The sequence below is a fragment of the Bradyrhizobium sp. AZCC 1578 genome (assembly GCF_036924675.1).
Lineage (GTDB): Bacteria > Pseudomonadota > Alphaproteobacteria > Rhizobiales > Xanthobacteraceae > Bradyrhizobium.
The window spans coordinates 2,769,243-2,783,323 of sequence record NZ_JAZHRZ010000001.1 but is presented as its reverse complement, the minus strand read 5'-3'; the positions used below and the strand labels follow the sequence as shown (position 1 = coordinate 2,783,323).

The window sequence follows — 14,081 nt, the reverse complement described above, 5'->3', positions numbered from 1 at the left end:
TGCGAGCATGGCTAGATCGCCCGCAGCGCCTCCTTCGGCGTTTCGCGCATCAGCGCTTCGAGGTCGCTCTGCTCCAGGGTTTCCTTCTCCAGAAGTTTTTTCGCCGCGCGATCCAGGATCGCACGGCGCGCCTGCAGGATGCCCTGCGCGCGGTCGAACACCCGATCGACGATCGCGCGAACCTCCTCGTCGACTGCCGCAGCGGTTTCGTCGGCATAATCGCGCTCGCGCGTGGGGAAGGGCCGATCGGCGCCGGCCAGGAAACTGCCGGGATCGCGCTCGTAGGCGACGCCGCCGAGTCTTTCGGACATGCCGTAGCGCGTCACCATGCTGCGGGCGATGTCGGTGACGCGGCGAAGATCGTCGGCGGCGCCGGTGGACAGGTGGCTGAACACGATCAACTCCGCCGCCCGGCCGCCGAGCAGCACCGCCATCTTGTTCTCCAGTTCCTCCTTGGTCATCAGGAAGCGATCCTCGATCGGGCGCTGGATGGTATAGCCGAGCGCGCCGACGCCGCGCGGGATGATCGACACCTTGTGCACGGGATCGACGCCCGGCAGCGACAGCGCGATCAAGGCGTGCCCCATCTCGTGATAGGCAACGATCTCGCGCTCCTTCGGATTCAGCAGCCGGTTTCGTTTCTCCAGCCCCGCGACCATGCGCTCGACCGCGTTGTTGAAATCGGTCATTGCGACGGCAGTGGCGCCGCGCCGTGTCGCCAGCAGCGCGGCTTCGTTGACCAGATTGGCAAGGTCGGCGCCGGTGAAACCGGGCGTCAGTGCAGCGACCGCCTCGGCATCAACGCCGGAGTCGAGCTGCACCTTCTTCATATGAACTTTGAGAATTTCGGTGCGGCCCTTCTTGTCGGGGCGGTCGACCAGCACCTGGCGGTCGAAGCGACCGGCGCGCAGAAGCGCCGGATCCAGGATTTCCGGCCGGTTGGTGGCGGCGAGGATGACGAGGCCGGAGCGCGAGTCGAAGCCGTCGAGTTCGACGAGAAGCTGATTGAGCGTTTGCTCCTTCTCGTCGTGGCCGCCCGCAAACGGCCCGATGCCGCGGGCGCGGCCGAGCGCGTCGAGTTCGTCGATGAAGATGATGGCAGGCGCTTTCTGATGTGCCTGCTGAAACAGGTCGCGCACCCGCGCTGCGCCGACGCCGACGAACATCTCGACGAATTCCGAACCTGAAATCGAGAAGAACGGCACCTTGGCCTCGCCGGCCACCGCCTTGGCCAGCAGCGTCTTGCCGGTGCCGGGCGGACCGACCAGCAGCACGCCCTTGGGCATGCGCCCTCCGAGCCGTCCGTAGTCGGTCGGATTTTTCAGGAAGTCGACGACCTCGCGCAGTTCGTCCTTGGCTTCGTCGACACCGGCGACATCGGAAAAATTCACGCCGGTATTGGACTCGACATAGATCTTGGCCTTGCTCTTGCCGATCGCCATCAGCCCGCCGCCAAGGCCGCCGCCTTCTGCAGCGCGTCTGGCGATGTACCACCACAGACCGAAGAACAGGAGCACCGGCATGACCCAAGACAGCAGGTCACGCAGGAAAGTGCTCTCGATCTGGCCGGTGAATTTTACGTTGTATTTCTCGAGCTCTTGTGCGGTCTCCTGATCGACGCGCGTGGTGACGAACTGCTTTTGTCCGCCGGACAGCGGCTCCTTCAAGGTGCCCTGCACGGTGCGGTCGGAGATGCCGACGGTCGCGACCTTTCCCTGCTTCAGCAATTGCTGATATTCGCTGTAGGGAATGATGGCGATCTGGCTCGCCGTGGAAACGAAATATTGGATGATGAAGACGGCAAAGATCGCGGCGATCGCATATCCGATATTGAAACGCGTCTTGTTGTTCATCTCGCAACTCCGGACGCCCTGTCGCAGGAAGCCGCATCGGGACCTTTGCCTGATGGCCATGCCAGGCGCCCGATCAGGACCGGCGGCGCAATGACGGACTGCGGCTTTAGAACAATTAGAATGGCAGGATTTGGTTTCAAGGCCGCGCCGCTTGCGCGACGAGCCGTCATGCATAAATCACGTCAACCGGCCCGATTTTGCCGTATGATTAAGTCTCTGAAAGTTCAGAAACTTTAGTCCGGCCAGGACGTTTGGTGGGTGATGATGCCCGGCCTGCTTAATCTTCCGCATCGCGCTTTGCGCGATATCAAATGAGTGATCGATGAATCGTCGCTTCGCGCTTTCATTAGCCGCCATCGCAGCCGTACTGGTGGCGTTGACCGTCTCCAATATCCGCTACAGCCCGTGGACCAATACAGTCGCCCGCAGCGTCGACCAGCGGGGCCCACTGTCTGACGCCGAGCGCGCAAACATCGAGCTTTTCGAGCGGGTCTCGCCGTCTGTCGTGCAGGTCGCGGCACGATCCGCCGTGGCCAATCCCTTCGCCGAAGACGAAAGCCCGGCAACCTCGGGCCCGGCAGCCTCCGGCACGGGCTTTGTCTGGGACAGTAGCGGTCATGTGGTCACCAACAATCACGTCGTGCAAAATGGCCGCGAGGTAGCCGTTCGCTTCGCCTCAGGCGAGGTGGCCCAGGCTTCAATCGTCGGCGTTGCACCGAACTACGATCTGGCGGTGCTGCGGATCAGGAATCCGCGCCAGTTGCCGCCGCCGGTGGCGCTTGGCAGTTCTAACGACCTCAAGGTAGGCCAAATTGCATTTGCGATCGGTAACCCATTCGGACTAGATCAATCGCTGACGAGCGGAATCATCAGCGCGCTCAAGCGGCGGCTACCGACCAGCAGCGGTCGCGAGATCGCCAACGTGATCCAGACCGACACCGCGATCAATCCCGGCAATTCCGGTGGCCCCCTTTTGGACTCGGCGGGACGGTTGATCGGCGTCAACACGGCCATCATCTCGCCCTCCGGCTCCAGCGCCGGCATCGGCTTCGCCATTCCGGCCGATATCGTCAATCGTATCGTGCCCGAACTCATCAAGAATGGTCGGGTGCCGACCCCTGGAATCGGGATCGTCGCCGCCGGCGAAGCCGTTGCGACGCGCATGGGCGTCGAAGGGGTGATCGTCGTGCGTACCGCGCCCGGAGGTCCGGCCGAACGGGCTGGCATCCGTGGCGTCGATTTCAACTCGGGCGCGCTCGGCGACGTGATCGTTCAAGCCGATGGTAAGCCGGTTCACCGGCTCTCCGACCTGACCGACCAGATCGAGCAGGTCGGCGCCGGCAAGAGCGTCCGCATCACACTGAAACGCGGTTCGGAAACGCGCGATGTCAACGTCGATATCGTGGATATCGGCCGCGGCTAATAGTCCCCTCTGAAGGCAGAATCGTGCCCCGCTGCGGTGCTCGCGCCCGCAGCGCTGGCTCTCTTGTTGCAGCGGGCTGAATAGTTGTCTCGCGGCGAAAAACCGCTAAAACCCCGCTCAATCCGAACAAGCTAAGGACAAACTGATGAACATTCTTCCCGGCAATATGCGTTTCGGTGCGGGCCAGCCGGTCAAGCGTTTGGAAGACCAGAGACTGCTCACCGGGAAGGGGCAGTTCATCGACGACAAGCCCGAGGAGGGCGCGCTGTGGCTTTACTTGCTGCGCTCGCCCCATGCCCACGCCAAAATCGTCTCGATCGACACGACTGATGCCGCCGGGATGCCGGGCGTCCACGCGATCTATACCGGCGCCGAGCTGGTCAAGGACGATATCGGCACCATCCCGACGCTTGCGATCTTCAAGCGGCCCGATGGATCGCCGATGACGGTGCCGCCGCGACGTCTGCTTGCGCATGAAATCGTGCGGTATGCCGGCGAAGCTGTGGCCGCCGTAGTCGCAACGTCGCGCGTGCTGGCGCAGACCGCGGCCGAAGCGATCGTGGTCGATTACGAGGTGCTGCCCTCGGTGGTCGACCCTGTCGAGGCGGTGAAGCCCGGCGCACCCGTCGTATGGCCCGAGGCGCCCGACAACATCGTGGCTGCCATGAGCTACGGCGACGCCGCCAAGGTCGAGGAGGCCTTTGCCAAGGCTGCGCATGTGGTCTCGCTCGACCTGGTCAGCCAGCGGCTGGTGCCCTCCGCCATGGAGCCTCGCTCGACGATTGCCGAGATCGAGAAGAAGACCGGCCGGTTGATCCTGCACGTACAGTCGCAAACGCCCGGCTCGACCCGGGACCTGCTGGCGGAATCCATTCTGAAGCGGCCGAAGGATAGCGTCCGCGTGCTGGTCGGCGACATCGGCGGCGGCTTCGGCCAGAAGACCAGCCTCTATCCCGAAGACGGCATCGTTGCCTACGCCGCGACCAAGCTGAACAAGAAGATCCGCTGGCGCGGCGACCGCACCGACGAGTTCGTCGGCGGCACCCATGGCCGAGATCTTACCTCGACCGGCGAATTCGCGCTCGACGCCAAGGGCCGCGTGCTCGCTTACCGCGTGCGTTCGATCGGAGGCACCGGCGCGTACTCGTCGGGGACCGCGAATATCATTCCGCTGGTGCTCGGGCCCTTCGTGCAGACCGGCGTCTACGATCTGCCGCTGGTGCATTTTGAGGTGAAATCGGTGATGACCCACACCGCACCGGTCGGCGCCTATCGCGGCGCCGGGCGGCCCGAAGCCGTGTTCATCGTCGAGCGGCTGATGGATGCCGCCGCGCGTCAGATCGGAATCGACCCGCGTACCATCCGCAAGCTGAACTACATCAAGCCGGCGCAACTGCCCTACACCAATGCGGTCGGGCAGGTGTACGATTCCGGCGCCTTCGCGCACATGCTGTCGCGCGCCTCCGAGCTTTCGGATTGGGATGGTTTTAACGCGCGCAAGAAGGCGGCGAAGAAGAAGGGCCTGCTCTACGGTCGCGGCCTTACCAGCTATATCGAATGGACCGGCGGGCGCGCGCATACCGAAAAGGTCAGCCTGCACGCGACCGCGGAAGGCCGCATTATCCTGCATTCCGGCACCATGGCGATGGGGCAGGGCCTGCAGACCACTTACACGCAAATGGTATCCGATACGCTCGGAATTCCCATGGACAAGATCAATGTCGTGCAGGGCGACACTGATCTCGCCACCGGCTTTGGCAGCGTCGGTTCGCGCTCGCTGTTTGTCGGCGGCACGGCAGTTGCGGTTTCGAGCAACGACATGATCCAGAAGGCGCGCGAGAAGGCCTCGAACGTGCTGGAAACGTCCATCGAGGATATCGAATACCGCGACGGCTGGCTGACGGTGGTCGGCACCGACAAGCGCATCAGCCTGTTCGAGATCGCGAAGAACGAAGATGGCGCGCGGCTCTCCGTCGATTCCGAAGGCGAAGTCGACGGCCCGAGCTGGCCGAACGGCACGCATATCTGCGAGGTCGAAATCGACCCGGAAACCGGCGTCAGCAAGGTGGTGCGCTACACCACGGTTGACGACGTCGGTATTGCCGTCAACCCGATGCTGGTGACCGGCCAGGTGCACGGCGGCGTCGCCCAAGGCATTGGGCAGGCGCTCTATGAGGGCGTCGCCTACAGCGAGGAAGGGCAGCTATTGACCGCGAGTTACCAGGACTACTGCGTGCCGCGCGCCGACGACATTCCGCCGATCGCGGTGGCGCTGGACGATTCCGCGCCGTGCCGCACTAATCCGCTCGGCGCCAAAGGCTGCGGCGAATCCGGCGCCATCGGCGGCCCGCCCTGCGTCACCAACGGCGTGATGGACGCGTTGAGCGAGCTCGGCATCAAGCAACTCAACACGCCGCTGACGCCGGCGAAGGTCTGGCAGGCGATAAGGGATGCGAGGGCGGCGGGGTAAAGATCGCGCGCTCTTCTTACCCTCCCCTGGAGGGGAGGGTCGGCGCGCATCGAAGATGCGTGGCGGGGTGGGGTGACAGTCTCTCCTCCCGAACAGTGCCCGAGTGGAGAGATCACCCCACCCCGTCTCACATTTCGCTTTGCTCAATGTGAGTCGACCCTCCCCCTCCAGGGAGGGTATTCGTGCCTACAGCCCCAACACCATCTTTGCGACGATATCGCGCTGGATCTCCGACGAGCCGCCGAAAATCGTGTAGGCCCTGCCGTTGAGATACTCCGGCACGACGGGAAGCAACTCCTCGGGGATTCCCGGCGCCTCGTTGAGCCGGTAGAGCGGCCGCATTGGCTCGACATAGAGCCCGTCATTGCCGATCACGTCGACGCCGAGCCGTGTCACCGCCTGGCGGATTTCGCTGACGCGCAGTTTTAAGAGCGACGACACCGCGCCGGGATTTTGCCCGGTCTGCAGCGCCGACAGCACGCGCAGTTCGGTCATCTCGAGCGCGTCGATATCGACCTCGATCTCCGACATCCGCACCGCGATATCGGGATCGCCGATGGCCCGGCCGGTCGCGTCAGATTCGGCAAGCTCCGAAATCGTCTTCAGCGCATCGCGCAGCTTGGCCGAGGCGATGCCGGAGCCGCGCTCGAACTCGAGCAGATACTTGCCGTAGGTCCAGCCCTTGCCTTCCTCGCCGACGCGGTTGGCGATGGGCACCCGTACGTCGTCGAAAAACACCTGGTTGACCTCGTGGTCGCCGCCGATGGTCAGGATCGGCCGCGTGGTAATGCCCGGGGTCTTCATGTCGATCAGGATGAAGGAGATGCCGTCCTGCTGCCGCTCGGTCTCGTTGGTGCGCACCAGCGCGAACATCCGGTTGGCGTGGTGGGCGTGCGTGGTCCAGATCTTGGTGCCGTTGATGATGTAGTCGTCGCCGTCGCGCGCGGCTCGGGTTTTCAGCGAGGCGAGGTCGGAGCCGGAGCCCGGCTCGGAATAGCCCTGGCACCAATAATCCTCGCCCGAGAGAATCCGCGGCAGATAAAAGTTCTTCTGCTCGGGCGAGCCGAAGCCGATGATGACTGGGCCGACCATCTTGACGCCCATCACGTTCACATTGGGCACGCCGGCGCGGGCGCATTCGGCCTCAAAAATCCAGCGTTGCGCCGGGGTCCAGTCGGGCCCGCCATATTCCACCGGCCAGCCCGGCGCGCCCCAGCCCTTCTTGTGCAGTGCGCGCTGCCAGGCCATGCCGATATCGGGATCGGAGAATACCGAGGGCGTCAGCGCGGTGGCGCGTTTCATCTCCGGCGTCAGGTTGACCGCGATGAAGTCGCGCACTTCCTGTTCGAAGGCGCGTTCCTCGGCGCTGAAAGTGAGATCCATGGGTATGTTCCTTTCAAGCCTCAACGGCTCGTCCGCCGAGGGCGGCATGACGGCGATAATGATGGGCGCTGCCGCCGAACAGCGTCTCGAAGGCGAGCAGGCGCTTGAAGTAGGAGCCGATGTCGAGCTCTTCGGTAACGCCCATCGCGCCGTGAAGCTGGACGGATTGTTCGGCGACGAAGCGCGCGCATTTACCGATCTTGGCTTTGGCGCCCGAGGCGGCGCGGCTGCGCGCGACCGGTTCGGCATCGACCATCAGTGCCGCGCGCAGAGCCATCGAGCGCGCCTCGTCGCATTGCATCGCCATATCGGCGAGGCGATGGCGGATCACCTGGTTGGCAGAGAGCGGCCGGCCGAACTGCTTTCGGATTTTGGTGTATTCCAGCGTCTGGTCGAGCAGGGTCTGCATGATACCGACGGCTTCGGCACCGAGCGCGGCCATGGCGCGGTCGACCACGACTTCGATCGCCGGCAGCGCGTCGCTGCCGTCGCCGAGCAGGGCATCGGCGGGAAGCTGCACATCCCTGAGTTCGAGGTTGCAGGCCCGGCCGCCACCAAGCCGCGGGAAATCATGTGAGGTGAGGCCGGCCGCGCCTTGCGGCGCCATGAACAGACCGATCTTGCCGTCATCGATGCGCGCCGAGACGATGATCTGCGCGGCGGCGTTGCCGTCGAGTACGGCGATCTTCTGTCCATCGATACGCCAGCCGTCAGGCGTTCTCTTCGCTGTCGTAGCCACCTTGGCAAGATCGTAGTGCGCCTGACGTTCCGAATGCGCGAAGGCTAGAATCAGTGAACCATCGGCAATTTTCGGCAATAGCGCCTGCTTCTGCGTTTCCGTGCCGCACTCCGAGATCAGCGAAGCGCCGATGACGACGGTGGAGAGATAAGGTTCGGTAACGAGGCCGCGTCCGAACGCTTCCATCAGGATACTGATCTCGATAGCGCCACCGCCGAGCCCGCCACGTGCCTCGGCAATCGGCAGTGCCAGCCAGCCGAGATCGCCGAACTGCTTCCAGATATCCATGCTGAAGCCGAGCGGATCGTTCCCGATCCTGCGGCGGTGATCGGCGGTGTAAGTCTCATTGACGAAGCGGTCGGCACTTTCGCGCAGCAATCGCTGCTCGTCGCTCAGATTGAGGTCCATCTGATTTGCTTTTGCCTTTTTCTTAGCTGGCCTGCGCCGGCTTTCGGACGGACGGGTGAAGGCCCGCGGGATCCACGATCATTCCGAATTCCTGAAGATTGTGCGCGTGGCAGAGCTGATGCAGCGCGAATGCCTGCTCGATCGCCGCAGGCTGTCCCGTTACATCGACCGAGCGGTTGACGGCCTCCTTGGTCAGCTTCAGCGCGAAGGAAGGTTTTGCCGCGATCCTTTCAGCAAGCTTCATCACGAAGGGGGAAAGCTCGTCTCGCGGCACCACGTGATTGACCATGCCGAGCCGGTGGGCTTCCTGCGCACTCCAGACGTCGGCGGTAAACAGCAATTCCTTGGCCTTGCGCGGGCCCAACTCCCAGGGATGCACGAACCATTCGACGCCGCAGACGCCCATGGTGACCACGGGATCGCAGAACTCGGCATCATCGCTTGCGACGATGAGGTCGCAGGCCCAGGCCAGCATCAATCCGCCGGCGATGCATTTGCCATGCACTTCGGCAATCGTCGGCTTTGCGAGGTTGCGCCAGCGCCGCGTGATCTGCAGATAGATTTCCTGCTCGCGCGCAAAGCGGCCGTGGGCGTTGGGTTCGGCGAACCCGCCCCAATTTCCGACCGACGGAAAATCCACGCCGGCAGTATTCTTAGGCCCGGGGCGCAGGTCATGCCCTGACGAAAAATGCGGGCCGTTGCCGGCGAGAACGATGACCTTGACTGCGTCGTCCTGCACCGCCTGATCAAAGGCGGTGTTGAGGTCGTAGGTCATCTGCAGGTTCTGCGCGTTGCGCGCCTCGGGCCGGTTCATCACGATCCGCGCGATGCGCGGCTCCGGCCGCTCCACGACGATGGTTTCGAAAGCGGTCAATCGGCCCTCCCTCAATTATTGTTATCGGGCCATGTTGTTATTTCGGCGAATGATAGGCAAGGGCCATCGGGCTGCAAAATGAACCTGAAGCAGGCTTGCGCCTTGCATGCCAGACGCAACCAATCAAACCTGTTGGCGTTGAACTTTCCTTTGGGAGAGTTCGATGCGCAGAGTTTGGACTGTACTGGCGGCGCTGGCGACGCTGAGTCTGACCAATTGCGGCTACAACGCCATCCAGACCAATGACGAGCGGGTCAAGTCGGGGTGGTCGGAGGTGGTCAACCAGTACCAGCGCCGCGCCGATCTGGTGCCCAACCTCGTCAATTCCGTAAAAGGCTTTGCGCAACAGGAAAAGGACGTGCTGCTCGGCGTCACCAATGCCCGCGCCAAGGTCGGCAGCGTCCAGGCCACTCCAGAGGTGCTGAACGATCCCGCTGCGTTCCAGAAATTCCAGTCCGCCCAAAGTGAACTCACGAGCGCGCTGTCGCGGCTGCTGGTCGTCACCGAGAATTATCCGCAGCTCAAATCGGATGCGCTGTTTCGCGATTTGATGGCGCAGCTCGAGGGCACCGAGAACCGCATCACGGTGGCGCGCAACCGCTACATCAAGGCGGTGCAGGATTACAATGTCGGCATCCGCACCTTCCCGAACAATCTCACGGCGATGGCGTTCGGCTACCAGGAAAAGCCGAATTTTGCGGTCGAGAACGAGAAGGCGATCTCGACGGCGCCGAAGGTGGACTTCAACCCGACGCCGGCGCCTACCAAGTAGCGGCTGAAAAGGCCACTGCGATGAACGCTGCGAGAGCGTCCCTTCTTGCGCTACTGCTGTGCTGGACTGCGTCAGCCCTGGCGCTCGTCGCGGTGCCGCCCTTGAGCGGGCGGATCGTTGACCAGACCGGCACGCTCACCGCCGGCGACGTCGCCGCGCTGACGCAGCAGCTTGGGGATCTCGAGGCGCGAAAAGGCAGCCAGATCGCGGTGCTGATTGTGCCGACGACGGACGGCGAGGCCATCGAGCAATTCGCGCTCCGCGTCGCGGAAGCCTGGAAGATCGGCCGCAAGAAGATCGACGACGGCGCGCTTCTCGTGATCGCCAAGAACGATCGCCGCTTGCGGATCGAGGTCGGTTACGGCCTCGAGGGCGCGCTGACGGATGCCACCACCAAGCGCATCATCGACGAGGACATCACGCCAAAATTCAAGAGCGGCGATTTCGCCGGCGGTGTTTCGGCAGGCGTCAACCGGATGATCGCGGTCGCCAACGGCGAGAAACTGCCGGAGCCGGAACCGCCACACTGGCAAAGTCCCGGCTTGTCCAACTATGTCGATCCGTTCAATCCATTTATCCTCGTCTTCGTTTTCATTGTCGGTGGGGTGCTGAGGGCGGTGCTCGGCCGATTCATCGGCGCGGCGGCGACCGGCGGCATCGCAGGCGTCTTCGGCTGGTTCGTTGCGGGATCGTTCGCAGTGGCGATCCTCATCGGCTTTATCGCGTTCGTCGTAAGTTTCCTCGTCCAGAACATGGGCTCGATGGGCCCAAGCGTGGGACGCCGCGGCAGGGACAGTGGATGGGTCGGTGGCAGCGCGGGCTCCTGGTCCGGCGGTGGCAGCTCCAGCGACAGCGGGTTCCGCGGTGGCGGTGGCAGCTTTGGCGGCGGCGGTGCATCGGGGAACTGGTAGACATGAGCATCGGACGTATCATCAGGCATCTTCTCCAGCATCACTGGCGTCGCCGCCGCGATTTCCCGCCAGCCGTCTTGGCAGGGATCGAACAGGCGATCAAAGCGGGCGAGGCAACTCATTCCGGGCAGGTCCGTTTCGTGGTCGAAGGCGCGCTCGACGGCGCACCGCTGTTTCGCAACCAGCCCGCGCGAGAACGGGCGCTGGACGTCTTTTCGCATTTGCGGATATGGGATACCGCCGACAATAACGGCGTGCTGATCTATCTCTTGCTCGCCGATCACGACGTCGAGATCGTCGCCGACCGCGGGATCGATGCTAAGGTCGGTGCTGAGGGGTGGGAGAAAATCTGCCGGCAGATGGAAGCCGATTTCCGCGCCGGGCATTTCGAGCGGGGCGTGATCACTGGCGTCCAGGCTGTGTCGCGGGAATTGGCGACGCATTTTCCGAAGGCGGGCGACGGGGCGAATGAACTCCCGGATGCACCTGTGGTGATGTAACCCACGCCCAATGCCCTAAACCAATGGATAGTCGGCTCCATCCGTTTCCATAGTGTGAGCCTACCTCTGGACGGATTGGCCATACCTGCATGCAATGGCATCAGCCGATGCTGGGTGTTACCGATAATGCAGTAAGCGGAATGCAAAGCAACGGAACCGGACCCGCGAGCCGGCAGTTGCAAGACAAGGTCGGCGGCGTAACGCCCGCCGGCCTTTTTCTTGATCAAGCGGACAGCGAACTGCTCGACATTGTATCCTGCGGGCCGGCAGGCCTAGCTGTCGTCGAGCTTGTTGAGGTCGCGCACCGACTGCATGATCGGCTCGAAATTCGCTCGCGCATCCAGCGCGTCGAATAATTGCGCGGTATCCGACAATAATCCATGCGAGCGCTGGATCGCGATCCGCACATCCTCCTGCGGCGTGTCGGACAGCCGTCCGTGGCCCGACAGCAGGATTTTCGAGTTCAGGCCCTTCAGCCGCTCCAGCGACTGGATGTAGTCGGCGATGCTGCCGGAGCCGAACACGCCGCCCATCACGCCACCGGGCATCAACGTATCGGAGGCGAACAGCAGTCCCTTGTCCTGGTCGAACAGCGTGATGCAGGCCGAGGTATGGCCGGGCGTGTGCATCACGTTGAGGCGGAAGTTGCCGAGGTCGATCAGATTGCCTTCTTCCAGCCAGAGATCGATGTTGATCGGCACGTTCGGCTCGTTGAACATCTTGCGCAGCATTGAGAAGTCGTCGCGCAGCATGATCTTGTTGGCGGCGAGCCTGTGCGCGGCGATGAAGGCGCGGCCGTGGAAATGATAGGCCGCGCCGATATGGTCGAGATGCTCATGGCTCAGCACCACCATATCGATATCGTCGGGCTTCACCCCGATGTGATTGAGAGACGTCAACAGGTGCGGATAGTTCGAGGATAGCCCGACATCGATCAGGATGGTGCGCGAGCTCCCTCGCACCAGATAGGCGTTCGCCGCACGGTTCTTGAAGCGGACCTGGTAGACGTCTTCGGCGGCCTGGATCAGCGTACAGAAGTCGCTTTCGAGCAGCGTCTTGAACGGGCTTGGTCTGCGCTCGCTCATGAACCGCCCGCGGCTCTGAAGGCGACCGTGTTGGAGGCCCGCAGGCGCTTGCTGAGCGCATCCATGATCATCAGCGCAAAGGCAGGCTGCTGGCTCACCAGGTAGACGAAGCGGGCGTGATTTATGCGCATCACGCGGGTGTGTGGGGTGGCCGCAATGGCCGTCGCCGAACGCGCCGAGCCGTCGATTACCGCCATCTCGCCGAAGAACTCACCCTTGCCGAGCGTGACGATCACGGTCTTGCTGGCACCGTTCATCTTGGCGATCTCGACCTTGCCGTCGAGCACGACGAACAGTTCCCGGCCGGTCGAGCCTTCCTCAAAAATGACGTCATCTACATCAAACTCGTTGATGCATTTCTCGATGGTCATGGTGGCCCCCTGCCTTTCTGGCTGGTCGGTTGCGCCCATGTTAGTCGGGAAAAGAGCCGGCGCAAACGGAACCACGGATGCCGCAGGGCAGCATAGGAGAGGCTGGACCGGGATGGCTGACGTGTATCAGGCCAAAACCGGACCGGATCAGTTCCTAAAATTTCGGTAAGGCCCGGGCCGGTAACGATTTGGCAAGCAATAAAAGTTACCAAATGGTCAATCAATTCTGGAGAATCCAACGTGAGCGATCAACAATCCCAGCCCACCAGCGGTGAGACCGGAACCCTTGGGGCCGGGCCAGCCGCACCGGACAAGCCGGCGCCGAGCGAGCCGGCGGCCGCCGCGGCTGAGGTCGAGCCCGTGAGACTGGCGCCCGAGCAGGAAGAGACCGCCCCGAAGCCAGACGCGCCCAAGGTGGACGCCGTCAACATGGAAGCGCCAAAGGTCGAGGCACCAAAGGTTGACGCTCCCAAGCTTGATGCTCCCAAAATCGACGCCGTAAAGCCGGAAGCGCCGCGCTTCCCCGGCAATGTGACGATCATGTCGCCTGGCGACCGCGTCGGCACTGAGACGAAGGCTGCGCCGGCGGAGCCATCGTCCGGCAAGCGCAGGATCGGCGCCATGGCCGCCGTCGTGGCGCTGGCGACCGTGGCCGGTGCGCTCGGTGGCGCGTTGGCGACCACAGGCATTGGAAAGTTGATGGCCGGAGATTCGACCCAGGCGTCGGCAAAGGACAGCGCCCTCGAAGCCTCGGTGGCGCGGCTCGATGCCGAGATCGGTGCACTGAAGGCGAGCCTGGAGCAGACGTCCAAGACGACGACAGGCCAGCTCAACAAGGCCAGTGATCGCCTCGACAAGGTCGAGAAGGCCCAGGCCGAGCCCGCGGCGAAACTTGCCAAGCTCAGCGAGACCGTCGACAAGCTCCGCGCCGCCCAGGCCTCCGCAACGACCGCTGCTGCCGCGCCGGCCCCTGCGAAGGAAGTGACCGGCTCGGTGCCGCAGCAGGTTGCTGCCGCCGCGCCCGCGCCAGCACCCGCGGTTCCGCCCAAGCCTGAAGTCGCCCGCCTGCCGACCGTCGAAGGCTGGGTATTGCGCGATGTCGGCAACGGCAGCGCGCTGATCGAGAGCCGCCGCGGCATGTATGAGGTCTATGCCGGCGATCCCGTGCCCGGCCTCGGCCGTGTCGACGCCATTCGCAAGCAGGACGGCCGTTGGGTGGTCGTGACCAGCAAAGGCCTGATCGCCGCGCGATAACGCACGACAAACCAACAGCAAGGCGTTTCACGGCGATG

General features: G+C 63.3%; 12 protein-coding genes. 6 read left to right on the top strand and 6 right to left on the bottom strand.

The annotated features are described in order from the left end of the window. Positions 1-11: 11 nt before the first annotated feature. Positions 12-1,853 (bottom strand): ATP-dependent zinc metalloprotease FtsH, encoded by a 1,842-nt coding sequence (gene ftsH, locus V1290_RS13370; RefSeq protein WP_334364831.1) that lies wholly within the window; start codon positions 1,851-1,853, stop codon positions 12-14. Positions 1,854-2,175: 322 nt separating this feature from the next. On the opposite strand from ftsH, the gene V1290_RS13365 reads away from it, so the two are divergent. Continuing rightward, positions 2,176-3,276, top strand: a complete 1,101-nt coding sequence (locus V1290_RS13365) for a S1C family serine protease (RefSeq protein ID WP_334364830.1) — start codon at positions 2,176-2,178, stop codon at positions 3,274-3,276. 145 nt (positions 3,277-3,421) lie between these two features. Next, complete coding sequence (locus tag V1290_RS13360) at positions 3,422-5,746, top strand: xanthine dehydrogenase family protein molybdopterin-binding subunit (protein WP_334364829.1); 2,325 nt, start codon at positions 3,422-3,424, stop codon at positions 5,744-5,746. A gap of 186 nt (positions 5,747-5,932) precedes the next feature. On the opposite strand, the gene V1290_RS13355 is transcribed toward V1290_RS13360, so the two are convergent. Genes V1290_RS13355 through V1290_RS13345 form a run of 3 tightly spaced genes read right to left on the bottom strand, consistent with a single transcriptional unit; the run spans position 5,933 to position 9,150 of the window. Beyond that, positions 5,933-7,129 (bottom strand): acyl-CoA dehydrogenase family protein, encoded by a 1,197-nt coding sequence (locus V1290_RS13355; RefSeq protein ID WP_334364828.1) that lies wholly within the window; start codon positions 7,127-7,129, stop codon positions 5,933-5,935. 13 nt (positions 7,130-7,142) lie between these two features. After that, on the bottom strand, positions 7,143-8,276 hold the full coding sequence (locus V1290_RS13350) for an acyl-CoA dehydrogenase family protein (protein ID WP_334364827.1): 1,134 nt from the start codon (positions 8,274-8,276) through the stop codon (positions 7,143-7,145). Between the two features lie 22 nt (positions 8,277-8,298). Beyond that, complete coding sequence (locus V1290_RS13345; RefSeq protein ID WP_334364826.1) at positions 8,299-9,150, bottom strand: enoyl-CoA hydratase; 852 nt, start codon at positions 9,148-9,150, stop codon at positions 8,299-8,301. 163 nt (positions 9,151-9,313) lie between these two features. Here V1290_RS13345 and V1290_RS13340 point away from each other — a divergent pair, with 163 nt between their 5' ends. The 3 genes from V1290_RS13340 to V1290_RS13330 are packed head-to-tail and all read left to right on the top strand — an operon-like array spanning position 9,314 to position 11,333. Next, positions 9,314-9,922, top strand: coding sequence for a LemA family protein (locus V1290_RS13340; protein ID WP_334364825.1), 609 nt, complete (start codon positions 9,314-9,316; stop codon positions 9,920-9,922). Between the two features lie 20 nt (positions 9,923-9,942). Next, on the top strand, positions 9,943-10,833 hold the full coding sequence (locus V1290_RS13335) for a TPM domain-containing protein (protein WP_334364824.1): 891 nt from the start codon (positions 9,943-9,945) through the stop codon (positions 10,831-10,833). Positions 10,834-10,835: 2 nt separating this feature from the next. After that, positions 10,836-11,333, top strand: a complete 498-nt coding sequence (locus V1290_RS13330) for a TPM domain-containing protein (protein WP_334364823.1) — start codon at positions 10,836-10,838, stop codon at positions 11,331-11,333. A 272-nt stretch (positions 11,334-11,605) separates the two neighbouring features. On the opposite strand, the gene V1290_RS13325 is transcribed toward V1290_RS13330, so the two are convergent. Next, on the bottom strand, positions 11,606-12,418 hold the full coding sequence (locus V1290_RS13325; RefSeq protein ID WP_334364822.1) for an MBL fold metallo-hydrolase: 813 nt from the start codon (positions 12,416-12,418) through the stop codon (positions 11,606-11,608). Further along, a complete protein-coding gene (locus V1290_RS13320) occupies positions 12,415-12,828 on the bottom strand; it encodes a Crp/Fnr family transcriptional regulator (protein WP_334364821.1) in 414 nt (137 codons plus the stop codon). The genes V1290_RS13325 and V1290_RS13320 overlap by 4 nt, the downstream gene beginning before the upstream one ends. A gap of 201 nt (positions 12,829-13,029) precedes the next feature. On the opposite strand from V1290_RS13320, the gene V1290_RS13315 reads away from it, so the two are divergent. Then, positions 13,030-14,043 (top strand): hypothetical protein, encoded by a 1,014-nt coding sequence (locus tag V1290_RS13315; protein WP_334364820.1) that lies wholly within the window; start codon positions 13,030-13,032, stop codon positions 14,041-14,043. The last annotated feature ends 38 nt before the right edge of the window (positions 14,044-14,081 follow it).

What these genes read in the sequence shown, in the direction of transcription:
- V1290_RS13365 (WP_334364830.1), top strand. Translation starts at nt 2,176, where the DNA reads ATGAATCGTCGCTTCGCGCTTTCATTAGCCGCCATCGCAGCCGTACTG.
- V1290_RS13325 (WP_334364822.1), bottom strand. Translation starts at nt 12,418, where the DNA reads ATGAGCGAGCGCAGACCAAGCCCGTTCAAGACGCTGCTCGAAAGCGAC.
- V1290_RS13340 (WP_334364825.1), top strand. Translation starts at nt 9,314, where the DNA reads ATGCGCAGAGTTTGGACTGTACTGGCGGCGCTGGCGACGCTGAGTCTG.
- V1290_RS13355 (WP_334364828.1), bottom strand. Translation starts at nt 7,129, where the DNA reads ATGGATCTCACTTTCAGCGCCGAGGAACGCGCCTTCGAACAGGAAGTG.
- V1290_RS13360 (WP_334364829.1), top strand. Translation starts at nt 3,422, where the DNA reads ATGAACATTCTTCCCGGCAATATGCGTTTCGGTGCGGGCCAGCCGGTC.
- V1290_RS13320 (WP_334364821.1), bottom strand. Translation starts at nt 12,828, where the DNA reads ATGGGCGCAACCGACCAGCCAGAAAGGCAGGGGGCCACCATGACCATC.
- V1290_RS13335 (WP_334364824.1), top strand. Translation starts at nt 9,943, where the DNA reads ATGAACGCTGCGAGAGCGTCCCTTCTTGCGCTACTGCTGTGCTGGACT.
- V1290_RS13350 (WP_334364827.1), bottom strand. Translation starts at nt 8,276, where the DNA reads ATGGACCTCAATCTGAGCGACGAGCAGCGATTGCTGCGCGAAAGTGCC.
- ftsH (WP_334364831.1), bottom strand. Translation starts at nt 1,853, where the DNA reads ATGAACAACAAGACGCGTTTCAATATCGGATATGCGATCGCCGCGATC.
- V1290_RS13330 (WP_334364823.1), top strand. Translation starts at nt 10,836, where the DNA reads ATGAGCATCGGACGTATCATCAGGCATCTTCTCCAGCATCACTGGCGT.